At 70.4% G+C, this 24,301-nt stretch carries 22 protein-coding genes; 4 read left to right on the forward strand and 18 right to left on the reverse strand.

What is annotated here, in order from left to right; genetic code table 11:
• Positions 1-21: 21 nt before the first annotated feature.
• From smc to M1M07_RS05545, 4 genes are read right to left on the reverse strand one after another with little or no spacing between them, the layout of a single operon-like run.
• Positions 22-3,702, reverse strand: coding sequence for a chromosome segregation protein SMC (gene smc, locus M1M07_RS05530; RefSeq protein ID WP_248673527.1), 3,681 nt, complete (start codon positions 3,700-3,702; stop codon positions 22-24).
• A 22-nt stretch (positions 3,703-3,724) separates the two neighbouring features.
• Complete coding sequence (locus M1M07_RS05535; protein WP_248673528.1) at positions 3,725-4,018, reverse strand: acylphosphatase; 294 nt, start codon at positions 4,016-4,018, stop codon at positions 3,725-3,727.
• A gap of 17 nt (positions 4,019-4,035) precedes the next feature.
• Positions 4,036-4,956 carry an SMP-30/gluconolactonase/LRE family protein gene (locus M1M07_RS05540; protein ID WP_248673529.1) on the reverse strand — a complete coding sequence of 307 codons (921 nt, stop codon included), beginning with the start codon at positions 4,954-4,956 and terminating at the stop codon, positions 4,036-4,038.
• Positions 4,957-4,990: 34 nt separating this feature from the next.
• Positions 4,991-5,428, reverse strand: coding sequence for an OsmC family protein (locus tag M1M07_RS05545; RefSeq protein WP_197256146.1), 438 nt, complete (start codon positions 5,426-5,428; stop codon positions 4,991-4,993).
• Between the two features lie 261 nt (positions 5,429-5,689).
• On the opposite strand from M1M07_RS05545, the gene M1M07_RS05550 reads away from it, so the two are divergent.
• Positions 5,690-6,046 carry a hypothetical protein gene (locus M1M07_RS05550; protein WP_248673530.1) on the forward strand — a complete coding sequence of 119 codons (357 nt, stop codon included), beginning with the start codon at positions 5,690-5,692 and terminating at the stop codon, positions 6,044-6,046.
• 20 nt (positions 6,047-6,066) lie between these two features.
• Here the strand turns inward: M1M07_RS05550 and mutM are convergent, their stop codons facing one another.
• The 10 genes from mutM to M1M07_RS05600 all read right to left on the reverse strand — a co-directional run bounded on the left by mutM (position 6,067) and on the right by M1M07_RS05600 (position 18,286).
• On the reverse strand, positions 6,067-6,933 hold the full coding sequence (gene mutM / locus M1M07_RS05555) for a bifunctional DNA-formamidopyrimidine glycosylase/DNA-(apurinic or apyrimidinic site) lyase (protein WP_248673531.1): 867 nt from the start codon (positions 6,931-6,933) through the stop codon (positions 6,067-6,069).
• Positions 6,934-6,939: 6 nt separating this feature from the next.
• Positions 6,940-7,713, reverse strand: a complete 774-nt coding sequence (gene rnc, locus M1M07_RS05560) for a ribonuclease III (protein WP_248673532.1) — start codon at positions 7,711-7,713, stop codon at positions 6,940-6,942.
• Between the two features lie 28 nt (positions 7,714-7,741).
• Complete coding sequence (gene rpmF / locus M1M07_RS05565) at positions 7,742-7,924, reverse strand: 50S ribosomal protein L32 (RefSeq protein WP_003939052.1); 183 nt, start codon at positions 7,922-7,924, stop codon at positions 7,742-7,744.
• A gap of 2 nt (positions 7,925-7,926) precedes the next feature.
• Positions 7,927-8,541 (reverse strand): DUF177 domain-containing protein, encoded by a 615-nt coding sequence (locus M1M07_RS05570; protein WP_248673533.1) that lies wholly within the window; start codon positions 8,539-8,541, stop codon positions 7,927-7,929.
• Between the two features lie 107 nt (positions 8,542-8,648).
• Positions 8,649-9,407, reverse strand: a complete 759-nt coding sequence (locus M1M07_RS05575) for a DivIVA domain-containing protein (RefSeq protein ID WP_248673534.1) — start codon at positions 9,405-9,407, stop codon at positions 8,649-8,651.
• Between the two features lie 153 nt (positions 9,408-9,560).
• Positions 9,561-10,052: a pantetheine-phosphate adenylyltransferase gene (gene coaD, locus M1M07_RS05580; protein ID WP_197256156.1), complete on the reverse strand. Its 492-nt coding sequence runs from the start codon at positions 10,050-10,052 to the stop codon at positions 9,561-9,563.
• Positions 10,049-10,615 carry a 16S rRNA (guanine(966)-N(2))-methyltransferase RsmD gene (rsmD, locus tag M1M07_RS05585; protein WP_248673535.1) on the reverse strand — a complete coding sequence of 189 codons (567 nt, stop codon included), beginning with the start codon at positions 10,613-10,615 and terminating at the stop codon, positions 10,049-10,051. Before rsmD ends, coaD begins: the two co-directional genes overlap by 4 nt.
• Positions 10,612-14,013, reverse strand: a complete 3,402-nt coding sequence (locus M1M07_RS05590) for a pyruvate carboxylase (protein WP_248673536.1) — start codon at positions 14,011-14,013, stop codon at positions 10,612-10,614. Before M1M07_RS05590 ends, rsmD begins: the two co-directional genes overlap by 4 nt.
• A gap of 215 nt (positions 14,014-14,228) precedes the next feature.
• Positions 14,229-16,568, reverse strand: coding sequence for an ATP-dependent DNA helicase RecG (gene recG / locus M1M07_RS05595; protein WP_248673537.1), 2,340 nt, complete (start codon positions 16,566-16,568; stop codon positions 14,229-14,231).
• Between the two features lie 41 nt (positions 16,569-16,609).
• Positions 16,610-18,286 (reverse strand): DAK2 domain-containing protein, encoded by a 1,677-nt coding sequence (locus M1M07_RS05600; RefSeq protein ID WP_248673538.1) that lies wholly within the window; start codon positions 18,284-18,286, stop codon positions 16,610-16,612.
• A 193-nt stretch (positions 18,287-18,479) separates the two neighbouring features.
• Here M1M07_RS05600 and rpmB point away from each other — a divergent pair, with 193 nt between their 5' ends.
• Both rpmB and M1M07_RS05610 read left to right on the forward strand, forming a co-directional pair.
• Positions 18,480-18,671, forward strand: a complete 192-nt coding sequence (gene rpmB / locus M1M07_RS05605; protein WP_197256166.1) for a 50S ribosomal protein L28 — start codon at positions 18,480-18,482, stop codon at positions 18,669-18,671.
• Positions 18,672-18,775: 104 nt separating this feature from the next.
• Positions 18,776-19,570 (forward strand): enoyl-CoA hydratase-related protein, encoded by a 795-nt coding sequence (locus M1M07_RS05610; RefSeq protein ID WP_248673562.1) that lies wholly within the window; start codon positions 18,776-18,778, stop codon positions 19,568-19,570.
• 28 nt (positions 19,571-19,598) lie between these two features.
• Here the strand turns inward: M1M07_RS05610 and M1M07_RS05615 are convergent, their stop codons facing one another.
• From M1M07_RS05615 to M1M07_RS05625, 3 genes are read right to left on the reverse strand one after another with little or no spacing between them, the layout of a single operon-like run.
• Positions 19,599-20,309 carry a uracil-DNA glycosylase gene (locus M1M07_RS05615; RefSeq protein ID WP_248673539.1) on the reverse strand — a complete coding sequence of 237 codons (711 nt, stop codon included), beginning with the start codon at positions 20,307-20,309 and terminating at the stop codon, positions 19,599-19,601.
• A 9-nt stretch (positions 20,310-20,318) separates the two neighbouring features.
• Positions 20,319-20,840, reverse strand: coding sequence for a gamma carbonic anhydrase family protein (locus M1M07_RS05620; RefSeq protein ID WP_197256170.1), 522 nt, complete (start codon positions 20,838-20,840; stop codon positions 20,319-20,321).
• 10 nt (positions 20,841-20,850) lie between these two features.
• Positions 20,851-21,810 (reverse strand): thiamine-phosphate kinase, encoded by a 960-nt coding sequence (locus M1M07_RS05625; protein ID WP_197256172.1) that lies wholly within the window; start codon positions 21,808-21,810, stop codon positions 20,851-20,853.
• A gap of 99 nt (positions 21,811-21,909) precedes the next feature.
• Between M1M07_RS05625 and M1M07_RS05630 the strand changes: the two genes are divergently transcribed.
• Positions 21,910-22,518: a DUF3515 domain-containing protein gene (locus M1M07_RS05630; protein WP_197256174.1), complete on the forward strand. Its 609-nt coding sequence runs from the start codon at positions 21,910-21,912 to the stop codon at positions 22,516-22,518.
• 25 nt (positions 22,519-22,543) lie between these two features.
• Here M1M07_RS05630 and M1M07_RS05635 read toward each other — a convergent pair whose 3' ends face one another.
• On the reverse strand, positions 22,544-24,091 hold the full coding sequence (locus M1M07_RS05635; protein WP_248673540.1) for an acetyl-CoA hydrolase/transferase family protein: 1,548 nt from the start codon (positions 24,089-24,091) through the stop codon (positions 22,544-22,546).
• Positions 24,092-24,301 lie beyond the last annotated feature (210 nt).

Genomic DNA, 24,301 nt, shown 5'->3' on the forward strand with positions numbered 1-24,301 from the left:
TGTCAGGCCCGACCGCGGGATTCAGGCGCGGGGAACGAGATCACCGCCCGTGGCGTGCTCCTCGGCGACGTCCGTGTCGGTGCCGTTCACGTCCTGACCACCCACATCCTGACCACCGACATCCCGACCTCGCAGCCGCTGTGAGATCACCCGGGTGATGCCGTCACCGCGCATGCTCACGCCGTACAGCGCGTCGGCGATCTCCATGGTGGGCTTCTGGTGCGTGATCACGATCAGCTGCGACTTCTCCCGCAACTGTTCGAACAGGCCGATCAGACGACGCAGGTTCGTGTCGTCGAGGGCGGCCTCCACCTCGTCCATGACGTAGAACGGGGACGGCCGGGCGCGGAAGATCGCCACGAGCATCGCGACCGCCGTCAGGGACTTCTCGCCACCGGACAGCAGCGACAGGCGCTTGACCTTCTTGCCCGGTGGCCGCGCCTCGACCTCGATACCGGTGGTGAGCATGTCCGACGGGTCGGTGAGCACCAGCCGGCCCTCACCGCCGGGGAACAGCTTCGCGAAGACCTGCTCGAATTCGCGTTCCACGTCGGCGTACGCCTCGGTGAACACCTGCAGGATGCGCGCGTCGACCTCCGCGACCACCGACAGCAGGTCCTTGCGGGCGTTCTTGACGTCCTCGAGCTGGGTGGCCAGGAAGTTGTAGCGCTCCTCCAGCGCCGCGAACTCCTCGAGAGCGAGCGGATTGACCTTGCCGAGCGTCGCCAGGTCCTTCTCGGCCCGCTTGGCGCGGCGCTCCTGGGTGGCCCGGTCGTACGGGACCGGCTGCGGTGCGACCACCTGTTCGCCGCGCTCGCGGGCCTGCTCGTACTCGGCGATCTCCAGCGGGCTCGGCGGCATCGGGACGTCGGGACCGTACTCGGCGATGAGGTCGTCGAGGCCGATGCCGTGCTGCTCGAGGATGGTCTGTTCGAGTTGTTCGATCCGCAGCGCCGCCTGCGCGCGGGCCACCTCGTCGCGGTGCACGGCGTCGGTGAGCTGGTCGCGCTGTGCCGTCAGGTCGCGGACCAGTTCCTTGACGCGGTCGAGTTGCTCGGTGCGTTCGGCGCGCTGGCGGGTGAGGGTGTCGCGGTGCTCGAGCGCGGCGGCGACCACCTCGTCCAGGTGCGCCGCGACCCGGGCACCGGATTCCGCGACCGCGGCGGCGACGGCCGCGGCCTGCTTGCGGGCGCGCATCGCGCGTTCGGCGCGGGCACGGGCCTCACGTTCGGCCTGCGCGGCGCGACGCAGCGAGTCGGCCTTGCCGCGCAGGGCCTCGGCGCGTTCCTCCGCGGTGCGCGCCGCAAGCCGGGCTTCGACCTCGACAGCTCGGACCTCGGCGAGCGCGGCGGCCGCGACCTCTCGTTCCGCCGCGGTCGAATCGGTGCCGGTGTCGTCGCCGGTACCGGATTGTTCGCTCTCGGCCCGGCGCAGGCGTTCCTCGAGTTCGACGAACTTCTCGCGTGCCGCGTCGCGTTCCGCTTCCGCCTTGGCGCGCTGCGCGGCGAGCCGGTCGGATTCGGCGTGAGCGTTGCGCGCGGCCTGTCCGAGCCGACCGAGCTGCTCGTACACCGCGGACATCTCGGCGTCCGACTCGTTGAGCGCGGCGAGGGTCTGTTCGGCGATCTCGGCACGCGAGGCCTGCTCGGCGAGTGCCCCGGCCAGCGCGGCGGCGAGGTCCTCGGAGCGGCGGACGGCCTGCTCGAGTGCGCGTTCGGAGGTTTCGATCGCGGCCTGGATCTCGAGGGTGCTGGGCGCGCGGTCGGAGCCGCCGAGCACCCAGCCGGCACCGGCGAGGGCACCGGCGCGGGTGACGGCACGCAGCTCCGGACGCCGGGCGCACAGGTCGGTGGCGGCGGCGAGATCGTCGACGACGACGGTGCGTGCGAGCAGTGCGTCGACGCCGCCGCGCAGGTCGGCGGGGCAGGAGACGATGTCGCGTGCCCACCGCGCACCGGCCGGCAGATCGCCGCCGTCCTCGGGTGCGGCACCCCCGGCGGCGACGAGTGCGACACGACCCTGATCGGCGGCATCGAGAGCGGCGACCGCGGCGAGGGCGGACTGGATCGACTCGGCGGCGACCGCGTCGGCAGCCGGACCCAGCGCCGCGGCGACCGCGGTCTCGTAGCCGGGTTCCACCTGCAGCCGCTCCGCCAGCGGCCCGAGCAGACCCGCGTCGGGTCGGTGTTCGAGGAGCCAGGCGGCGCCGTCCTTGCGTTCGAGGCCCATGGAGAGCGCTTCGATGCGCGCGCCGAGGGACGCGACCTCCTTACCGGCGGCACGCTCGGCGTCCTGCAGTTCCTTGACGCGTTCGTCGGCGATGCGCAGCGCTTCGAGTGCGCGCTCGTGCTGGGCGTCGGCGTCGATTTCCTCGGCGTCGAGATCGTCGATGCGGGCCTGCGCGGTCTCGAACTCGGCCTGCGCCGCGACACCGCGCAGCCGGGCCTCCTCGATGGCGACGGTCAGCCGCGCGACTTCGGCGGCGATCGATTCGGCGCGGGTGCGCATCGTGTCGACCTGGCCGGACAGCCGGGCGAGGCCTTCGCGGCGGTCGGCGACGGCACGCACCGCGGCCAGATGCGCCCGTTCCGCGGTGGCGGCCGCCTCCTCCTGCACGGCGAGCTGTTCCCGGGCGGCCTCGAGGGTGCCGTGGGCGATCTCGACGGCCTCGAGGAGTTCGGCCTCCTCTTCCGCGATGCGGTCGGCGCGGGCCTCCATCTCGTCGGGATCCTGCCCGGATCGGGCGACCGGGGCCTCGTCGAGGTGGCGGGCCCGTTCCTGGGCGATGCGCACGGTCGCCCCGAGCCGTTCGGCGAGCGCGGACAGCCGGAACCAGGTCTGGGAGGCCGCTTCGGCGCCCGGCGTCAGGCGCGCCACGGCCTGCTCGTGCCGGGCGAGTTCGGCGTTCGCCTCGTCCAGCGCGGCCAGGACGTGGTCGAGGCGTTCACGGACGATGCGTTCCTGCTCGTCCTGTCCGGCGAATTCGGCACGCCGGGTGACCAGATCGTCGGCGGCCAGCCGGAGCCGCGCGTCGCGCAGGTCCGCCTGGATCGTCTGGGCGCGCCGCGCGACCTCGGCCTGACGTCCGAGCGGTTTCAGCTGGCGGCGCAGCTCCGCGGTCAGGTCGGTCAGGCGCGCGAGGTTCGCCTGCATCGCGTCGAGCTTGCGGACCGCCTTCTCCTTGCGGCGGCGATGCTTGAGGACCCCGGCGGCCTCCTCGACGAAGGCACGCCGGTCCTCGGGACGCGACTCGAGGATCGCGGAGAGCCGACCCTGCCCGACGATGACGTGCATCTCGCGGCCGATGCCCGAGTCGGAGAGCAGTTCCTGCACGTCCATGAGGCGGCACGAGGTGCCGTTGATCTCGTACTCGCCGGCACCGTCGCGGAACATGCGGCGGGTGACGGACACCTCGGAGTATTCGATGGGCAGCGCGCCGTCGCTGTTGTCGATGGTCAAGGTGACCTCGGCGCGGCCCAGCGGCGGGCGGCCGGCGGTGCCGGCGAAGATGACGTCCTGCATCTTGCCGCCGCGCAGCGCCTTGGCGCCCTGCTCCCCCATCACCCAGGTCAGGGCGTCGACCACGTTCGACTTTCCGGAGCCGTTGGGTCCGACGACGCAGGTGATGCCGGGTTCGAAACGCAGAGTCGTCGCGGACGCGAAGGACTTGAAGCCCTTGAGCGTCAGACTCTTCAAATACATGAGGAAAAACCCTACCTGCGTGCTACCGCTCGACGAATCCGGTCAGATCTCCGCGTGCCGGTTCCCACGATTCGACGACGAGCCGCACCTCGCCGGGGGTCTGCTCGGAACGCAGCCACGCGAGGAGGTGTTCGAGTGCGGGACGCGGTCCTTCCGCGATGACGAGTACCCGGCCGTCCGGGTGGTTGGTGGCGTGCCCGACGAGACCGAGTTCGAGGGCCCGGGCCCGGGTGAACCACCGGAAGCCCACACCCTGCACGCGTCCGTGCACCCACGCGGTCAGACGTTCGGCCGAGCCGGATGCAGGGGTGGTCACGGTTGCCTCCTCTTCCTCTATCCGGCCGCGGGGCGTGCGGCGCGGACGGTGCCGTCGAAACCGGTGGTGTAGATGGTGTTCGGATCCCAGCCCGGTCCTGCGCCGAACGCGACCGACGAGACGAGCGGGATGCCCTCCGCGACGCGGCAGGTCTCCCCGGTCTCCGGGTCGACGCGCAGGATCGCGCCGGCCAGGTTCAGGGCGATGTACAGCGCGCCGTCCGGTCCGAGCGTCAGGTCGTCCGGTGCCTGCAGCAGGCCGGGTCCGGGCAGGTCGATGCTGCGCACCGGCCCGGTGAGGTCGCCGGCGTCGAGGACGTGCAGCCGGTTGACGCCTTCGAACGTGGTGACGGTGTAGACGGTCTCGCCGTCGACCTCGATGCCGTTGACAGAGCCGAGGTCGGTCCGCAGCACGGCGCCCTCGCCACCTCCGGCCGGAACGTGGGACAGGCCCACCGCGCCCAGGTCGCGCGACGTGAGGAACGAACCGTCGTGGAGCACACCGAGACCGTTCGGCATGACCAGTCCGGTCGCGACGGTGCGGCGTTCGCCGGTGTCCAGGTCGACGGCGTCGATGGTGCCGTCGGGCGTGTCGGCGAGCCCGGCCGCGGTGGTGTTGCCGACGTTCAGGTAGGCGGTGGCGCCGTCGACGACGATGCCGCCCGGCCCGGTGACGTCGTCCAGGACCGTGTCGACCGTGCCGTCGGGTGCGACCCGCCGCAGCGCGCCGTCGCCGGCGAGGGTGCCGTCGGAGACGAGCAGCCCACCGCGCCCGTCGAATGCCAGATTCTCGAGCACCCCGAGGCCGGACGTCACCGTGGTGACGGTGCGCGGTGCGCAGGCTGCCGGTTCGGCGGTCGCCGACGGCACCGCGACCGTTCCCAGGAGGACGGTCACGGCCGCAGCCCCGACCGCGATCCGTATCTCGTTGTTCCCCATCTGCTCCCCCCTCCGAGCTACTGCCTGCGACCGATCACGAGTCCGCGGTGATCGTCAGGCTCACCTTCGTGCCGGACTTGAGGGTACGGCCGACGGTGCACACCTTGTCGACGGACCGCTCGACCAGCGTGAGCAGGCGCTGCTGCGCGTCGGCGTCGAGTTCGGACAGGTCGAGGATCATCTCCTCCTCGAGGTGCGGGTACACCTCGTTCTCCCGGTCCGCGGGGCCGGAGACCTTGATGGTGGCCTCGTAGTCGTCGCCGAGCCGGCGCGACAGCGGGAAGTCGGAGCTCATGCCGGAGCAGGCGGCAAGCGCGATCTTCAACAGCTCACCGGGGGTGAACACACCCTCGACGGTCTCGGAGCCGATGAGCACTTCGGCGCCGCGCGAGCTGCGTCCCGTGTAGCGGCGGGTGCCGGTGCGCTCGACCCACAGTTCGGTGGGCGGGGTGTCGGGAGTCTGGTCAGCCATGGCTCGAATCCTGCCACGGCGCACCGACGGCACCGTCACCGAGGACCGTCGGAGTCCGATCGAGGACACCGGAACGGGTCGAGGCGGGATCCGGCGGCGACGATTTCCGTGGCCACGGGCACCAGCGGGATGTTGCGTTTCTGCGACAGGCACCGAGCAGCGGATTCGGCGTGCGCCGGGAAGGGAACCCCGTGGCCGGACGTCCTACGGCGCTGTGCCGTCATCGCGTCCGTCGCCCGGGTCGCGAACCGAGGAGCGAGAATGAGGTACCTGTCCGACGGTGAACATCGGCGCCGGTTCATGGCCGCGGTGCGCGCCACCGGACTGTCCCTCGAAGAACTCTGGCTGCGCTACTTCGGCCTCGGCGGCGACGCCGGCAAGATCGAGATCGACGCGTATCTGAGCGGTCTGGCACCGTTGTCGTCGCTGCAGCACGATCTGCTGGCGCACGCGATCAACGAGCGGCTCGACGAGATCGCGCCGCCGCGCGCCCCCTATGCCGAGGAACTCGTCCGGCCGACGGAGCCCACGCCGTCGGAAGCCGGGGACGACGTCGACACCGGTGACGGACAGGATTCGGAACCCGGGTCCGGTTCTTCCGACGCTTCCGATGAGTGACGCAGCGCAGCCGCGGTACGTCAGATTCGACGAACCCGCGGGCGGGGCTGGCACTTGGGGCAACTGTAGGACGAGCGGTTCATGAACTTCTCGCGGCGGATCGCGGAGCCGCACCGCGAGCACGGCCGGTTCTCCTGGCCGTACACGTCCAGGGAACGGTCGAAATAGCCGGATTCACCGTTGACGTTGACGTAGAGCGCGTCGAACGACGTACCGCCCTGCGCGAGTGCCTCCCCCATCACCTCATGCGCCGCCGCCAGCACCGCCTTCAGCTTGGGCCGCGACAACGTGTCGGTGATCCGGTTTCCGTGAAGCTTTGCCCGCCACAAGGATTCGTCCGCGTAGATGTTGCCGACACCGGAGACGACGGTCTGGTCGAGCAGCGCGCGCTTGATCTCGGTGTGCTTGTCCCGCAGGACCTTCACGACCGCGTCGGCGTCGAATCGGGGATCCATGGGGTCGCGGGCGATGTGCGCCACCGGCACCGGCAGCAGGTCGCCGTCGACCTCCACGAGCGGGGCGAGCGCCCAGCCGCCGAAGGTCCGCTGGTCCACGAACCGCAGATCCGCGCCGTTGTCCAGCACGGCGCGGATGCGCAGGTGCTTCTCGTCGGCGACGGACGGCGGCTGCACGAGCATCTGACCGCTCATGCCCAGATGCACGACGAGCGCCATGTCGGCGGGCTCGAGCACCAGCCAGAGATACTTGCCGCGTCGCTGCACGTCGACGAGCGTCTGCCCGGTCAGCTGGAGCGCGAGATCGCGCGGACCGGGTTCGTGCCGCCGCACCGCACGCGGATGCAGCACCTGCACGGATTCGATCGCCGCACCGAGCACATGCTCGTGCAGACCACGGCGGACCACCTCGACCTCGGGGAGTTCGGGCACCGCGGATCAGTTCTGTTCGGTATCGGTCTCGTCGTTCCCGCCGACCGCGTCGCCGGCATCGGAGGTCGCGCCGTCGGTCAGCGCCTGCCACGCCGCGGCCGCCGCCTTCTGCTCGGCTTCCTTCTTGGTGCGGCCGACGCCGACGCCGTGCGGAGAACCGGCGACGAGCACCGTCGCCGTGAATTCCTTGTCGTGGTCCGGGCCCGTCGCGGAGATCTCGTAGACGGGGACACCCACACCGCGTTCGGCGGTGAGTTCCTGCAGGCTGGTCTTCCAGTCCAGTCCGGCTCCGAGCCGCGGACCGCGCTCGAGGAGATCGGCGAACAACCGGAGCACGACGCTGCGCGCGACGTCGATGCCGTGTTCGAGATGGACTGCGCCGAGCAGCGATTCCATGCCGTCGGCGAGAATGCTGGCCTTGTCGCGGCCGCCGGTCAGTTCCTCACCCTTGCCCAGCAACAGGTGCACACCGAGGCCACCCTCGCCGAGACCACGGGCGACCTCCGCGAGCGCGTGCATGTTCACCACGCTCGCACGGATCTTGGCGAGTTCGCCCTCGGACCGGTCCGGGTGCGTGAGGTAGAGCTTTTCCGTGACGGTGAGGCCGAGAACCGCGTCGCCGAGGAACTCGAGGCGCTCGTTGGTCGGCAGTCCCCCGTTCTCGTAGGCGTACGACCGGTGCGTGAGCGCCAGCCGCAGCAGTTCGGGGTCCAGTGTCACGCCGAGGGCGGCGAGGAGAGATGCGTGATCCTCCTCGCCGCCCACGGACGGTGTATTCATCGACTTGTTCGCCACGATGCCTACCGAATCAGACGGCAGCGGTCACCTGACGGCCGTTGTACGTGCCGCACGACGGGCACGCCACGTGAGGCAGCTTCTTCTCGCCACAGCCGCGGTTCGGGCAGGTGACGAGGGTCGGCGCAGTGGTGTTCCACTGGCTGCGCCGCGACCGGGTGTTGGAACGCGACATTCTGCGCTTGGGGACGGCCACGTCTACTTCTCCTCGTTGTTCTTGCTGTCAGGTGCACTGCTGGGTTCTTCGGATCCTGCGCCGATGGCAGCTGCCAACCCAGCCCAGCGAGGATCGATTATTTCATGCCCGTGCCCGGATTCCGCAATCGCCAGGCGAATGCCGCATTCCGGGCACAGTCCCGCGCAGTCGTCGCTACACAACGGCCGCAGCGGAAGCTCCAGTCCGACGGCGTCGACGATGACCGGCTCCAGGTCGATCTCGTCGTCCACCATCCGGTAGACCTCGTCCTCCTCGGTGGTCTGTTCCGTGACGCTGTTCGGGTAGGCGAACAACTCCGTGAGATACAGGTCCACCGAGCCGGTGAACGGCTCGAGGCACCGCGAGCACTCGCCGACGGTCTCGGCGCGGACGGTGCCCGTCACGAGCACGCCCTCCGACACCGCCTCGAGCCGCAGATCGAGTTCCACATCCGTGCCCTCTTCGATCGCGACGAGGTCGAGACCGATACGCGAGGGCGACGGGACGACCCGGCTCACCGTTCGCATCGAGCCCGGGCGACGGCCGAGAGAGATCACGTCCAGCACAAGACCCTCGTCCCGGGCGGGACGAGACGCACTGTGATGACGGGAAGACACGGCAACTCGCTTTCGGATCGACGGCACGAAGCCGTCAGTTGTACTGGGCAACCCCTCAATGGTACGCGACGCGGCGCGCCACAGGGAAATCCGCCCGGTGCGCGAGTTCAGCGGCGGCGTTCGGCGCGCCAGTCCGCCTCCGCGTAGTCCGGGGCCCCGGCGGTGCGCAACTGCTGCCGGCCCCGCCCGACCGAGCGAAGCGTCGTGTTGAGGATCTCCTCGAAATCGGCGAGTTTGCCGTCGACGTACTCGTCGCATTCGGTGCGCAACCGGTCCGACTCCGCGTGGGCGCTGTCGATCACCCGCGCCGACTCGGCGTGCGCCGCCTGCACGACCTCGGTCTGGGACACCAGCCGTGCCTGCTCGGCTTCACCGTCCGCGACGGCCCGCTCGTAGGACGCCTTCCCGGACTCGATCATGCGGTCCGCCTCGGCCCGGGCCCGGCCGGTGAGGGCCTCGTACTGCCGCTTGGCCTCGGCGACGGTGTCGTCGGCTTCGGCGCGCGCGTCCTGGACCAGTTCGTCGGCGTGTGCCCGCGCCTCCTGCACCATCCGGTCGGCCTGGGCCTTCGCGTCGGCGAGCATGCGGTCGGCGTCCGCCCGGGCCCGCTCGAGCAGTTCCCGCGCCTCTTCGTCGGCGTCGCCGACGGTCTTGTCCGCCAGGGCCCGCGCGTCGCCGACCAGACGGTCACGGTGGTCGAGGACGTCCTGCGCGTCGTCCAGCTCGCTGGGCAGCGCGTCCCGTACGTCGTCGAGGAGTTCGAGAACGTCCCCTCGCGGGACCACGCAACTCACGGTCATCGGCACACCACGTGCTTCCTCGACGATCGCGACAAGTTCGTCGAGTGCCTCGAAAACCCGATACACGCCCAACCCCATTCCTCGTCCGGTCCGGCCGGTGCGGCCGCGGCCCGCTGCCAGTCTGCCGCAGGTGGCGCGGTGCGGCGCAACCCTCGGGGGCGTGTCGGCGAACCCGGTGCCCGTGTTGTCGAAACCGTTATCCGGCGGACGTGATCCGGACTACTTGCCCGCGGCCCGTTCGGCGATCCGCGCGAGCAGCCGCTTGTGCACCGTCGCGGGCAGCATGTCCGCGACGTCGCCGCCGTAGGTCGCGACCTCCTTGACGAGCGAGCTCGACAGGTAGCTGTACGCGGGATTGGTTGCGACGAACAGGGTGTCGACGCCGGTGAGCTTGTGGTTCATCTGCGCCATCTGCAGCTCGTAGTCGAAGTCGTTGGCGCCGCGCAGCCCCTTGACGATCGCGGTGATGCCGTTTGCCTTCGCGTAGTCGACGAGCAGACCCTGCCAGGCGTCGACGCGGACGTTGCCGAGATGCGAGGTGGCCTCGGCCAGCATCTCGAGGCGCTCGGGCACGGTGAACATGCCCTGTTTGTTCGGGTTGACCAACACGGTGACGACGACCTCGTCGAACTGCAGTGCGGTTCGGCTGATGACGTCGAGATGTCCGTTGGTGACAGGGTCGAAGGATCCAGGACAGACGGCGCTGCTCATGATTCAGAACCGTAGCAGGTGGCGACCTCGATCCGGGTCTCCCCGTACTTGCGGACGCGCCCCGCCTCGAGGGCTTCCGGCCACACCGTTTCCGGTGACCGCGAGGACCGTTCGAGCACGACCACCGAACCGTCCCCGACCCATCCGCCGTCGACGAGAGCGGTCAGCACCCGGGACACGGCGTCCTCGTCGATCGCGTACGGCGGATCCGCCAGCACGAGGTCGTAGACGCGGTCCGGGGTGCCGGCCAGCACGGTCGACACCGGTGCCGCGCGCAGCACGGCCCCGGGCAGCCCGACCTCGGCGATGTTCTGCCGGACCACGGCCGCGGCCTTGGCGTCGGACTCGACGAGCAGCACGTGCGCGGCGCCCCGCGACAGGGCCTCGAGACCGAGGGCACCGGATCCCGCGTAGAGGTCCAGTACCGCGGCCCCGTCCAGGTCCATCCGCGCATCGAGCGAACTGAACAGTGCCTCGCGGACACGTTCGGAGGTGGGCCGGGTACCGCGGGGCGGCACCTTCAGGCGCCGCCCCCCGGCCCGGCCCGCGACGATCCGTGTCACTCGGCGCTTTCCTCGGTGGACACCACCACCAGCAGATCGCCACCCTCGACCTGCTGGACACCACCGATCGCGAGGCGGGTGATCTGCCCACCGCGCGGCGCGGTGATCGCCGCTTCCATCTTCATGGCCTCGATCGTGGCGACGGTGTCACCCGCGGCGACCTTGTCGCCCTCACCGACGACGAGGGTGACGGTGCCGGCGAACGGCGCGGCCACGTGTCCGGGGTTGCTCCGGTCGGCCTTCTCCGCCGCCGGGACCTCGCTGGCGATGGACCGGTCGCGCACGGAGACCGGACGCAGCTGTCCGTTGAGGATGCACATCACGGTCCGGAAGCCGCGTTCGTCGGCGTCCGAGATCGCCTCGAGGCCGATGAGCAGTTCGACGCCCTTGTCGAGCTTGACGCGGTGCTCCTCACCCTGGCGAAGGCCGTAGAAGAACTGGTTCGCCGACAGTTCGGAGGTGTCGCCGTAGGCGTCGCGGTGCTCTTCGAACTCGCGGGTCGGGGCCGGGAACAGCAGCCGGTTGAGGGTGCTGCGACGCTCGAGCGAGCTGCCGCCGAGCGCCTTCTCGTCCTCCGGCGCGAGCTGCGCTTCGGCCTTCGGTTCGCCGCGGCCGGCCAGGGCCTTGCTGCGGAACGGCTCGGGCCAGCCCCCGGCGGGGGTGCCGAGTTCGCCGCGCAGGAATCCGACGACCGAATCCGGGATGTCGAAGCGACCCGGATCGGCGGCGAAGTCGTCGACGGACACACCGGCACCGACGAGGTGCAGCGCGAGGTCGCCGACGACCTTCGACGACGGGGTGACCTTGATCAGCCGGCCCAGAAGGCGGTCGGCGCCGGCGTAGGCGGCCTCGACGTCCTCGAAGCGGTCGCCGAGGCCCAGCGCGATGGCCTGCTGACGCAGGTTCGACAGCTGACCACCCGGGATCTCGTGCGTGTACACGCGGCCGGTCGGGGCGGGCAGCCCGGACTCGAACGGCGCGTACACCTTCCGCAGCGCCTCCCAGTACGGCTCGAGATCGCACACGGCCTGCAGGTCCAGGCCAGTGTCGTACTCGCTGTTCGCCGCGGCCGCGACGATCGCGGACAGCGCGGGCTGGCTGGTGGTCCCGGCCAGTGCCGCCGACGCGCCGTCGACGGCGTCCGCGCCCGCCTGCCACGCCGCCAGGTAGGTGGCGAGCTGACCGCCCGGGGTGTCGTGGGTGTGCACGTGCACCGGCAGGTCGAAGTTGCTGCGCAGCGCCGAGACGAGGGTCGCGGCGGCGGGGGCGCGAAGCAGCCCGGCCATGTCCTTGATCGCCAGCACGTGCGCGCCGGCCTCGACGATCTGCTCGGCCAGCTTCAGGTAGTAGTCGAGCGTGTAGAGCGTCTCGTTCGGGTTCGACAGGTCGCCGGTGTAGGACAGCGCGACCTCGGCGATCGTGGTGCCGGTCTCGCGGACCGCGTCGATCGCCGGTCGCATCTGGTCGACGTTGTTGAGGGCGTCGAAGATCCGGAAGATGTCGATGCCGGTGCTCGCCGCCTCCTGCACGAACGCCCGGGTCACCGCCTCCGGGTACGGCGTGTAGCCGACGGTGTTGCGACCGCGCAGCAGCATCTGCAGGTTGATGTTCGGGATCGCCTCACGCAGCGCCGCGAGCCGCTCCCACGGGTCCTCGTGCAGGAAGCGCAGCGCCACGTCGTAGGTGGCACCGCCCCACGCCTCGATGGACAACAGTTCCGGGGTCATCCGCGCGACGTGCCCGGCGACGGTGAGCAGGTCCTTGCTGCGCACCCGGGTGGCGAGCAGCGACTGGTGGGCGTCGCGGAAGGTGGTGTCGGTGACGCCGAGGGCCTTCTGCTCGCGCAGTGCACGCGCGAAGCCTTCGGGACCGAGTTCGAGCAGCCGCTGCCGCGACCCGGCCTGCGGCGCGGCCGTCAGGTCGATCGCGGGGAGCTTGTCGTGCGGGTAGACCGTGGTGGGGCGCTGGCCGTGCGGCTTGTTGACCGTCACGTCCGCGAGGTACCGCAGGATCTTGGTGCCGCGGTCCGCGGAGGAACGCAGCGTCAGCAGCTGCGGACGCTCCTCGATGAACGAGGTGGTGACGTTGCCGGCCCGGAAGTCCGGATCGTCGAGCACCGCTTGCAGGAACGGGATGTTCGTAGCGACGCCGCGGATGCGGAACTCGGCGACCGCGCGCCGGGCACGCGCGACGGCGGCCTCGAGGTTGCGCCCGCGGCAGGTGAGCTTGACCAGCATCGAGTCGAAGTGCGCCGAGACCTCGGCACCGACGGAGGTGCCGCCGTCCAGGCGGATACCGGCGCCGCCGGGCGTGCGGTAGCCGGTGATGCGGCCGGTGTCGGGCCGGAAGCCGTTGGCCGGGTCCTCGGTGGTGATGCGGCACTGCAGCGCCGCTCCGCGGATCGTGACGGTGTCCTGCGACAGACCCAGATCAGACAGGGATTCACCGGATGCGATGCGCATCTGCGCCTGCACGAGGTCGACGTCGGTGATCTCCTCGGTCACCGTGTGCTCGACCTGGATGCGCGGGTTCATCTCGATGAACACGTGGCGGCCCTGCTTGTCGAGCAGGAACTCGACGGTGCCGGCGCACTCGTAGCCGATCTCCTTCGCGAACGCCACCGCGTCCGCGCAGATCTTCTGCCGCAGCTCCTCCGGCAGGTTCGGGGCCGGCGCCAGCTCGACGACCTTCTGGTGCCGGCGCTGCACCGAGCAGTCCCGCTCGAACAGGTGCATCACGTTGCCGTGCTTGTCGGCGAGGATCTGGACCTCGATGTGGCGCGGGTCGACGACGGCCTGCTCGAGGAACACCGTCGGATCACCGAACGCGGCGTCGGCCTCACGCGAGGCGGCTTCGATCGCTTCGCGCAGCTGGGCGCGTTCGGCGACGCGGCGCATGCCGCGTCCGCCACCACCGGCGACCGCCTTGACGAACACCGGGAACTCCATGTCCTCGGCAGCAGCGAGGAGCGCCTCGACGTCGGACGACGGCTCGGACGAGACAAGCACCGGCAGACCGGCCGCCTTGGCGGCGGCGATCGCGCGGGCCTTGTTGCCGGTCAGTTCCAGCACCTCGGCGGGCGGGCCGATGAAGGTGATGCCGGCTTCCGCGCAGGCTGCGGCGAGGTCCGGATTCTCGGACAGGAATCCGTAGCCCGGGTAGATCGCGTCCACGCCCGCGGACTTCGCGGCCGAGACGATCTCTTCGACCGACAGGTAGGCGCGGACGGGATGTCCCTCGACACCGATCTGGTACGACTCGTCCGCCTTCAGCCGATGCAGCGACTTGCGGTCTTCGTAGGGAAACACCGCGACGGTCCCGGCACCCAGTTCGTAGGCGGCACGGAAGGCGCGGATCGCGATCTCGCCACGGTTGGCGACAAGCACTTTCGAGAACATTGGACGAACGTACCCTGCCGCAACATGCCGATTTTCACCCCCGTCCCACATTCTGGGATGTGGAACGAATGTGGCAAGACTGAAACGATGCAGTTCCGCGTACCGGTAACCCGCAGGTAATACGGAAGGTGCTCTCGTTTTTACCTCACAGCCGGATCACGCCTGCTGTGCGCGGAACGTTACCTCGTCCGCAGGTGTTCCGCCGGGCGCGCGGCTCAGGATTTCTCGAGGTATTCGACCCGCGTGCTGTCCAGGGCCGCGGTGACCATCCGCGCGAGTCCGGGATGCTCGTCCAGGCCCGGATCCTCGTCGGTGACCGCACGCGCGAACGCCTGCGCGGCGGCGATGACTTCCACGTCGTCGACGAGCGAGAGCAGCCGCAGCGTCGACGCCGTGCCGGACTGCGCGACCCCGAGCACGTCGCCCTCGCGCCGTTGCTGCAGGTCGAGTTGTGCCAGCGCGAACCCGTCGGTGGTGCCGGCCACCGCGTCGAGCCGCATCATCGCCTGCGACCCCGGGCGGCTGTCGGTGACGAGCAGGCACAGCCCCTGATGCCCGCCTCGCCCCACGCGACCGCGCAGCTGATGCAGCTGGCTGACCCCGAACCGGTCGGCGTCGACGATCACCATCACCGTCGCGTTGGGCACGTCCACACCGACCTCGACGACGGTCGTGCACACCAGCACGTCGATCTTCCCGGCGCCGAAGTCGCGCATCACCGCGTCCTTCTCGTCCGCGGGCAACCGGCCGTGCAGCAACCCGACGCGCAGGTGACTCAACGGGCCGGTGGACAGCTCCTCGTACTGCTGCAGCACCGACTTCGTGTCCGGCGGCTCGGCACCGGCCCGCGCCCCCTTGCCGCCGCTTTTTCCACCACGACTCTTCGTACCGCGCGCAGGCTCCGCGTCCTCGAGAACGAAGAAATCGGCGTCGGCGTCCTCGTCCGCGTCCCCGTCCCCGATCCGGGAGCACACGACGTAGGCCTGCCGCCCCTCCGCGACCTCCTCGCCGATCCGCTCCCACGCGCGGTCGACCCAGCTCGGATGCACCTTCGCCGGCACGACCCGGCTCACGATCGGTGAGCGCCCGCGCGGCAGTTCCGTCAGGGTCGAGACCTCGAGGTCGCCGAGGACGGTCATCGCGATCGTCCGCGGAATCGGGGTCGCGGTCATCACCAGCACGTGCGGGCTCGCACCGTCACGGCCGCGGTTGCGCAGTGCGTCCCGCTGTTCGACCCCGAAGCGATGCTGTTCGTCGATGACGACGAGGCCCAGGTCGAAGAACTCCACGCCCTGCTGGATCAGGGCGTGGGTGCCGATGACGATGCCGGCGTCGCCGTTGACGGTGTCGAGCAGCGCCTGGCGTTTGCGGGCCGCGGACATCGAGCCGGTCACCAGCGTCACCTTGGTCGCGAGTTCGTGGGCGCCGAGCTCACCGGCGGCGGCCAGGTCCCCGAGCATCGAGGTCAGCGACCGGGCGTGCTGCGCGGCGAGCACCTCCGTCGGCGCGAGCAGTGCGCACTGGTGTCCGGAGTCGACGACCTGCAGCATCGCCCGCAACGCCACGATGGTCTTGCCGGAACCGACCTCGCCCTGCAGCAGCCGGTTCATCGGGTGCGCCACCGACAGGTCGGCGGCGATCTCGCCGGCGACGGCGAGCTGACCGGCGGTCAGTTCGAAGGGCAGGCGCCGGTCGAATTCGGCGGCGATGCCGTCGTCGCGGGGCGCGCAGACCGGCGCGGTGCGCACGGCCACGTCGTGCCGGCGGCGCGCGAGCACCAGTTGCAGAGCGGTGGCCTCGTCGAAACGCAACCGGGTCCGTGCGGCGGTCACCTGCTCCTTCGTGTCGGGCAGATGAATGGTGCGCAGCGCCTCGTCCAGGCCGACCAGGCCGTGCTCGCGGCGCACCCAGTCCGGCAGCGGGTCGTCGACGACCTCGAGTTGGTCGAGGATCTGCCGCACGCAGCGCATCACCGTCCACGACTCGACGTCCCGGGTCGCCGGGTACATCGGGATCAGCGCCCGGTCGAAGATCGACATGTCGATGCCGTCGCTGCCCTGCGCGCTGCGGGCCATCCCCGCCAGCGCGCCCGCCCCGCGGACCCGGGTCGGCGCGGGTGTCGCTCCCCCGACCTCCGCGTCGCGCGGCTCGGGAAGGATGACGTAGCTCGGATGGGCGAGGCTCCACTTGTCCCGGAAGTACTTCACGGTGCCGGAGAACATGCCGCGCACGCCGGGCTTGATGTTGTATTTGACCTTGTGCGGGTTGAAGAACGTCACGTCGATCTTCTGCCGGTCCGAAACCAGCACCACCGCGAGCCGCGTCCCGGGCCGGCTCTTCATCCGCACCTCGTCGGCCTTCTCGACCCGCGCGATGATCGTGACGTGCTGGCCTTCCTCCGGCTGCGCGTCGCCGAGTTCGGCGCCCTGGGTCGCGTAGCGGTGTGGGTAGTGGCGCAGCAAATCCTCGACGGTGGACATGCCGAACGCGTCGAACAGGGCGTCGGCGGTCTTGCGTCCGAGAAGATGATCGAGTCGGTCCGCGAGTGTCGCCACTGCCGTCCTTTCGCCGTGTCCGCTTCTGCCCGGTTCGGCGTCTACTCGACGCCGAGTTGCAGCAGGTCGCTGCCCTGTCCCCCGTGATACACCACGACCTCCACCTCGGGATGGTGCGCGTCGAGGTGGGCGGTCAGCTGTTCGGCGAGACCCTCGGGAGCACCGGACCCGACCAGCATCGTCACGAGTTCTCCACCCGCGGCGAGGACCTTGTCGAGGAGCGACGCGCCCGCTGCCACCAGATCATGCTCGATGACTACGACATCGTGGCCGGACAAACCGAGGCTGTCGCCGGGTTCGCACGTTCCCACCCAGGTCAGGGCGCGTTCCTGCGCGATGCGCAGCGAGCCCCAGCGGGTCGTCGCGGCGGCCTCGGTCATCGTGAACGCGTCGTCGACCGAGTCCCGTCCGGCGTCGTGCACGGCGAGGGACGCGAGCCCCTGCACCATCGACCAGCTCGGCAGGAACATCACCGACCGATGGTCGTCGCGGGTCGCCGCCCCGACGGCGATGAGGTTCTGCTCGCTGAGCGCACCGTTGGGCAGCACCAGCACCTCGGGTGCGTCGACCGCGCGGATGGCGTCGAGCAACCCGGGGATGGTCATCGGGCGGTCGGCCCGGACGACGACGGCCCCTTCGGCCTCGAACAGCTCGGCGGCGCCGTCGCCCTCCACGACCGCGAGCACGGCCCGGCCCGGCGAGGCCGGGGGCTCCCCGCGCCCATCGCAGTTGTCCCGGCTGCAGTTGTCCCGGCGCACCGCGTCGAGCGCGAAACAGGTGATCTCGATGCGGTGGACGGTTCCCGCCGCCAGACCCGCCTCGACCGCCGCACCGGCGTCGCAGCAGTGCACGTGCACGGTCCAGGTGCCGGCGCCGTCGCCGACCACCGCGACGGAGTCGCCGAGTGCGTCGAGCCGCGTCCGCAGCGTCGCCATCCGCTCGTCGTCGGTGTCGCCCACGAAGTACATGACCTCGTAGTCCTGCGCGGTGTCGTCGTCCGCGGCCGGGTCGTCCTGCCGGGAGGCGTCCGGGCGCGCGGCGGACCGCACCGGCGGAACGGGCCGGGTGGTGAGGGTGAGGCGGCGGTCGGGTCGCTCGCCGGTCACGACCTCGACGAACACGTCGAGCAGGATGAGCAGGCCGAGGCCACCGGCGTCGACGACGCCGTTCTCCGCGAGGACGTCGAGCTGCGTGACGGTGTGCTGCAGTGCGGCCGCGGCGGCGTCGGCGGCAGCGAGCGCCACGTCCGCGGGTGTCGCGTCGGCACCGAGCCGGGACGCGCCGGTCGCGGCGGCGTGCAGAACGCTCACGATGGTCCCGTCGGCGGGGCTGCTCAGCGCCCGCATCACCGCGGCGGCCGCGCGGTCCAGCGCGTGGGCGATCCCGGGCGCATCGAGCTGCTCCTGGGTCGCGGTGGCGTCGGCCATTCCGCGCAGGATCTGCGCGAGGATCACCCCGGAGTTGCCGCGGGCTCCGGTGAACGCGCCGCGCGCGAGGGCGTCGAGGACCCCGGCTGCCGTCTGCTGCGTACCGGACGCGCGGAGACCCTCTACCGCGGATCGCACGGTGATCAGCAGGTTCGTGCCGGTGTCACCGTCCGGGACGGGGAAGACGTTGAGGACGTTGATCTCGTCGTGGCGCTCCTCGATGGCCTTGAGCCCGAGCTCTGCCCAGCGGCGCAGCGCCTGTGCGTCCACCACGTCCCCCGCTTCGAACAACTGTGGACACCTCTTCCGCAACCCGCCGATTTCCGATGCCGAAAGGGTAACCGTGCGGCCGGAAGGCGGCCGGTTTGGTCATCGGCTGCCGCATTCGCTACGCTTGCAGGGTTGCCTCGCACGGGCGACGACAGTTTCCCGTGTTCGCAGGACAAGAATGACAATATCCACTACATAACAAGGAGTTCGCGACATGGCTGCCGTCTGCGACGTATGCGCCAAGGGCCCCGGCTTCGGGAAGTCGGTCTCGCACTCGCACCGGCGTACCAATCGTCGCTGGAACCCGAACATCCAGAGCGTGCGTGCCCAGGTTGCCCCGGGCAACACCCGCAAGATCAACGTGTGCACCTCCTGCCTGAAGGCGGGCAAGGTCGTTCGCGGCTGATCGAGCCGAGACCACGAATACCCCCGGCGTCCGTCGCCGGGGGTATTTGCCGTTTTGTGAGGTTCGGCCCGGCGGCTAGTGTGCCGAAGGTGACCGAAACTTCTGTGACCGATACCTCCGCCTCGCACGTGAGCGTGACCGACGGAGTCCTGCGCATCGCCGTGGCGACCGCCGAGAACGGCACCTCGCTGTCCCCCGCCGGAGTCGATCAGGGCACCGCCGCCCTGCGTGCCGCCGGACCCGAGGTCGGCGCCGTCCTGCTGGTGGGTGAAGGCGCCAACTTCTGCGCGGGTGGGAACGTGCGCGGATTCGCCGCCGCCGAGGACCGCAGCGCGCACGTCGCCGACATCGCCGGCCGATTCCACGAGTTCGTGCTGGCCCTCGACGCCGTGGGTGTGCCCGTCGTCGCGGCGGTGCACGGCTGGGCCGCCGGTGCCGGGATGAGCATCGTGCTGCACGCCGACATCGCGCTCGGCGGCCCCTCGACGAAGCTGCGCCCGGCGTACCCGTCGATCGGATACACGCCGGACGGCGGGATGTCCTGGACGCTGCCGCGGGTGGTCGGGGTCGCCCGGGCCCGCGAGATGATCCTCACGGACGCGGTGGTCGCCGCGGACGAGGCGGTGCGCCTCGGCCTGCTGAGCCGGCTCGTCGCCGACGACGAGGTCCAGAGCGAGGCGCTGCGCGTCGCCCGGACCCTCGCCAACGGCCCGACCGCGGCCTACGCCGGCATCCGCCGCCTGGTGGCGGACTCCCAGCACCGGACGCTCGCCGAACAGCTCGTCGCCGAACTCGCGTCGATCTCGGCGGCGGCGGTATCGCCGACGGGTCTCGAGGGTGCGGACGCGTTCGCCGAGAAGCGCCGCCCCGATTTCGCCTCGCTGAAGCAGAACCGCTGAAGCAGAACCGATCCGGCGCGGCCGGTGGTCAAGCCAGGCGCCAGTCCACCGGCCCGCCGCCCTGCTGTTCGAGGAGAGCGTTCGCGCGGCTGAACGGTCGCGAGCCGAAGAATCCGCGGGATGCGGACAGCGGTGACGGGTGCGCGGACTCGACGGTGGGCACGTTCCCGAGCATCGGCTTCAAGGTCGCCGCGTCACGGCCCCACAGGATCGCCACCAGCGGCGTGCCGCGCGCGACGAGCGCCCGGATCGCCTGCTCGGTGACGACCTCCCATCCCTTGCCGCGATGCGAGGCGGGCTGCCCCGGCTGCACGGTGAGCACCCTGTTGAGCAGCAGCACACCCTGCTCCGCCCAGGGCGTCAGGTCGCCGTTCGCCGGCACCGGCAGGCCCAGGTCCTCGGTGTATTCGCGGTAGATGTTGGCAAGGCTGCGCGGCACGGGCCGCACGTCGGGTGCGACGGAAAAGCTCAGGCCCACCGCATGACCCGGCGTCGGGTAGGGGTCCTGTCCGACGATGAGCACCCGCACCCGGTCGAACGGCTGCGTGAAGGCGCGCAGCACTTTGCTGCCGGCCGGGAGGTAGCCGCGGCCGGCGGCGTTCTCCCGGCGCAGGAACTGCCCCATCGCCGCGATGTCGTCGGCGACGGGTGCCAGGGCCTGCGCCCAGCCGGCCTCGACGACCTCGGCGAGCGGTCGCGGCCCGGTCGGAGTGTCCGGATCGGCGAGTTGGTCCGTCACGAATTTCCCCTAGTCGATGCGACGCAACGCGGTGCGGTAGTAGTCGGCGTTCGCCGCGTACATCTTCGCGTTCTCCTCGAAGCTGCCCTCGGGGAGCTCGAAGCCCTCCCGGACCTTGGCGGGCACGCCCATGGCCATGCGTCGTTCCGGCAGTTCGAACCGCGGCGGGACGAGCGCGCCCGCGGCGACCTGCGATCCGGCCCCGAGCGTCGCGCCGTTGAGCACGAGCGATCCGGAGCCGACGAGGCAACCGTCGCCGATGGTGGCGCTCTCGATGTGGGCGTTGTGGCCGACCACGCAGCGGGCGCCGATGATCGTCGACTGGATCGCCGTGGTGTGGATGATCGTTCCGTCCTGGATGTTGGTGTACTCACCGACGGTGATGGAGCCGTAGTCGCCGCGCAGCACCGCCGTCGGCCACACCGAGGCGTGTGCACCGAGGGTGACATTGCCGATCACCACGGCATCGGGGTGCACCCACGCATCGGGGTGGATATCGGGGACACGATCGCCGAGCGCATAGACAGCCATACGCAGAAACCTATCTCGAGAAACTCTGCCAGCCGCCGGGACCCGCGTGGTCGCGGCCGTCGACGGTGATGCCCGCCCCCGCACGCACCGAGCCGATGCGGTGCCAGCCCTCGGGAAGCGCCACCTCCGGCGGGAAACACGCGGCCAGCGCATGGTCCTCTCCCCCGGTCAGCACCCACTCCCACGGATCGGCGTCCAGGTCCGCCGCGGCAGCGCGCAGATCGTCGCCCGGTCCGAGCAGGGCCGACTCGACGTCGATGGCCACGGCCGACGCGGCCGCGATGTGCCCGAGATCGGCGAGCAGACCGTCCGAGATGTCGGTCCCGGCGCGCGCACCCGCCCGCGCCGCCGCCGGCCCCGCTGCGTACGGCGGGGCCGGAACGCGGTGGGCCTCCACCAGATCGGGGTGACCGCCGTGACCGGCGAGCAGCAGCGCCAACCCCGCGGCGGACCGGCCCAGGGTGCCGGCCAGCGCGAGGACGTCACCGGGCCGGGCCGCGGTGCGCAGCAGCGGCGCCCGGCCTTCGAGGTCGCCGAGCACCGTCACCGAGACGATCACCTGATCGGCCTGCACGAGGTCGCCGCCGACGACCCCCGCGCCCATCTCCTCGGCGGCTTCCCCCAGACCGGCGGAGATCCCCTCGAGCACGGCCACGGGGGTACCGGGCGGGCACCCGAGTGCGACGACGAACGCGGTCGGGCGGGCGCCGAGCGCCGCGACGTCCGCACCGTTCTGCGCCGCAGCTTTGCGTCCGACCTGCTGTGGACTCGACCAGTCCAGCCGGAAGTGCCTGCCCTCGACGAGCATGTCCGTGGAAACGGCGACGCGGCCGTCGGACGCGGCGACGAGTGCTGCATCGTGTCCCGGCCCGACCAGGGTCGTCGCGGGCTGGCGACGGCCGGCGGTCGCGCGATCGATGACGGGGAATTCGCCGAGTTCGGCGACGGTGGGGCCGGTGGGGTCGGGCACGGTGGCAGAAGTCTCCTTCCGGCTCCGGCCGGTGCGGTCCGGTGCCGTGACAGGCACTGATAGGTTCGGGTCACGCTACCGCTCCCGAAGATGGACCTGATGATCGAATCCGATTCTTCTCCCGAACCCGAATCCGACGCCGCCGGTGCCGACGCACAGGTGGCCGAGGAGGAACGCCGCCATCCCGCGGTGATCGCGACGGCCATCGCACTGCCGGTCGCGTTGCTCGCCGGAGTCGTCGTCGCCGCGGTGATCATCGACCGCAATCCGGTGCTCGGCCCGCTCGCACTCGGACCGGTTCCCGCGCCGCAGGCCGAATCCGCCGCGTGCGCAGACCTGCTCGCGGCACTGCCCGAGAAGCTCGGGGACTACACGCGCGCCGAACTGGTCGATCCCGCTCCGCCCGGCACCGCGGCCTGGCAGACCGCCGATGCGGAACCGGTGGTGCTGCGGTGCGGTCTGGATCGTCCCGCCGAATTCGATGCGGCGGCGGCGCTGCAGGTCGTCGACGGCGTGCAGTGGTTCGAGGTGTCGGGCGAAGCCGAGGGCATCGCCGCGAGTACGTGGTTCGCGGTGGACCGGCCGGTCTACGTCGCGTTGACGGTGCCGAACGGGTCCGGACCGTCCCCCTTGCAGGAGGTGTCGGCCGCGCTCACCGAGTCGCTGCCGCAGCAGCAGATCGATCCCGCGCCGGTGGGTGGAAACTGATCCACCGACCGGCGCGGGTGGACGATCACGGGAGCATGGACCCGGTTTCCACGAACCGCTGATGGAACGACAGTGCCTCGCCGAGGAGGTGCGGGGTGTGCCCGCCGGCTTCGGCCTCGGCACGCGCGACATATTCGTGCAGCGCGTCCCGGTAGTCGGGGTGGGCGCAGTTGTCGATGACGACGCGTGAGCGGCGACGCGGAGACAGCCCGCGCAGATCGGCGAGGCCCTGCTCGGTGACGATCACCTGGGTGTCGTGCTCGGTGTGGTCGACGTGCGGCACCATCGGCACGATCGCCGAGATGCTGCCGCCCTTCGCGGTCGACGGGCTCAGGAACATCGACAGATAGCCGTTGCGAGCGAAGTCGCCGGAACCACCGATGCCGTTCATCATCTTGGTTCCCATGACATGGGTGGAGTTGACGTTGCCGTAGATGTCGGCCTCGAGCATGCCGTTCATGGCGATGATGCCGAGGCGGCGGACGATCTCCGGGTGGTTGCTGATCTCCTGCGGCCGCAGCACGATGTGCTCCCGGTAGAAGTCGATGTTGGCCACCAGCTCGTCGACACCCTCCGCGGTCAACGCGAGCGACGTCGCGGATGCGTACTTCACGGTGCCGTGCTTGATCAGGTGCAGCATCCCGTCCTGGATGACCTCGGAATAGCAGGTCAACCCCTTGTGCGGTCCGGCGTCGAGGCCCTGCAGCACCGCGTTGGCGACGTTGCCGACACCGGACTGGAGCGGCAACAGCGAATCGGCGGGCAGGCGTCCCTTGGAGACCTCGAACTCGAAGAACTCCAGTACGTGCCCGGCGATCGTCTTGCTGACGGCGTCCGGCGGAGTCAGCGGCATCGCGCTGTCGCGCAGGTTGGTCTCGACGACGGCGACGACCTTGGCCGGGTCGACGCGCAGGGTGGGCTGGCCGATGCGGTCCTCGACGCCGGTCAACATGATCGGCTTGCGGTTCGGGGGCAGCGCGGTGCCGTAGTAGACGTCGTGGATCCCGTTCATCGCGTCCGGCACCCAGGAGTTGACCTCGAGGACGACCTTCTCGGCGACGTCGAGCCAGGTCTTGTTGTTGCCGATCGACGTCGACGGGATCAGTTCACCGCTCTCCGTGATGCCGGAGACCTCGATGACCGCGACGTCGATGTGCCCGTAGTACCCCTCCCAGACCTGCTGGGCCACGTGGGACAGGTGGATGTCGAGGTAGTCCATGCCACCGGAGTTGATGGAGCGGCGTGCCGTCGCCTCCGACTGGTAGGGCATGCGCAGCGAGATGCCGTCGACCTCCGCGAGCATGCGTTCGGTCTCGGCGGCGACGGAGGCACCGGTGAGAAGGTTGATCGTGAAGTCCGTACCGCCGGCGCGGGCGTGCCGGATCCGCTCCGCGAGCGCGGGTGTGACGGCCTTGGGAGTGCCGGCACTGCCGAACCCGCTGATCGCGACCGTGTCACCGGGGTGGATGTACCGCACCGCCTCCTCGGCAGAAACGATCTTGTTCCGAAACGCGGAGTGGTGAATTCGGTTCGACTCCGACGTGACATCGGAAAGAAGGTGGTGCCCGTTCATGCGCCCAGATTAGCCGCCGCAAGGAAAGGCCCGTCACATTCTTCCGGCCCGAGGGACCCACACCACTCGCCTGCCCTCGAGCCCGGCCCAGGACACGCGAGGGGCGTAACCTACTGTTGCGCAACGGCTTCTACAATTGCGGCACTGCGTGCCATCGGGGCGACCGGCTGGTCTGTTACCGGAAGCGCGATCGTAGGATCGTTGCGCGCT

The organism is Rhodococcus sp. HM1, from assembly GCF_023218075.1.
GTDB lineage: Bacteria > Actinomycetota > Actinomycetes > Mycobacteriales > Mycobacteriaceae > Rhodococcus.

Bases quoted from the DNA above. Each gene is read 5' to 3' on its own strand.
- M1M07_RS05545 (WP_197256146.1), bottom strand. From the start codon at position 5,428: ATGGCTGACCAGACTCCCGACACCCCGCCCACCGAACTGTGGGTCGAG.
- smc (WP_248673527.1), bottom strand. From the start codon at position 3,702: ATGTATTTGAAGAGTCTGACGCTCAAGGGCTTCAAGTCCTTCGCGTCC.
- rpmB (WP_197256166.1), top strand. From the start codon at position 18,480: ATGGCTGCCGTCTGCGACGTATGCGCCAAGGGCCCCGGCTTCGGGAAG.
- M1M07_RS05550 (WP_248673530.1), top strand. From the start codon at position 5,690: ATGAGGTACCTGTCCGACGGTGAACATCGGCGCCGGTTCATGGCCGCG.
- rnc (WP_248673532.1), bottom strand. From the start codon at position 7,713: ATGAATACACCGTCCGTGGGCGGCGAGGAGGATCACGCATCTCTCCTC.
- M1M07_RS05620 (WP_197256170.1), bottom strand. From the start codon at position 20,840: ATGGCTGTCTATGCGCTCGGCGATCGTGTCCCCGATATCCACCCCGAT.
- M1M07_RS05540 (WP_248673529.1), bottom strand. From the start codon at position 4,956: ATGGGGAACAACGAGATACGGATCGCGGTCGGGGCTGCGGCCGTGACC.
- M1M07_RS05630 (WP_197256174.1), top strand. From the start codon at position 21,910: ATGATCGAATCCGATTCTTCTCCCGAACCCGAATCCGACGCCGCCGGT.
- M1M07_RS05590 (WP_248673536.1), bottom strand. From the start codon at position 14,013: ATGTTCTCGAAAGTGCTTGTCGCCAACCGTGGCGAGATCGCGATCCGC.
- M1M07_RS05635 (WP_248673540.1), bottom strand. From the start codon at position 24,091: ATGAACGGGCACCACCTTCTTTCCGATGTCACGTCGGAGTCGAACCGA.
- coaD (WP_197256156.1), bottom strand. From the start codon at position 10,052: ATGAGCAGCGCCGTCTGTCCTGGATCCTTCGACCCTGTCACCAACGGA.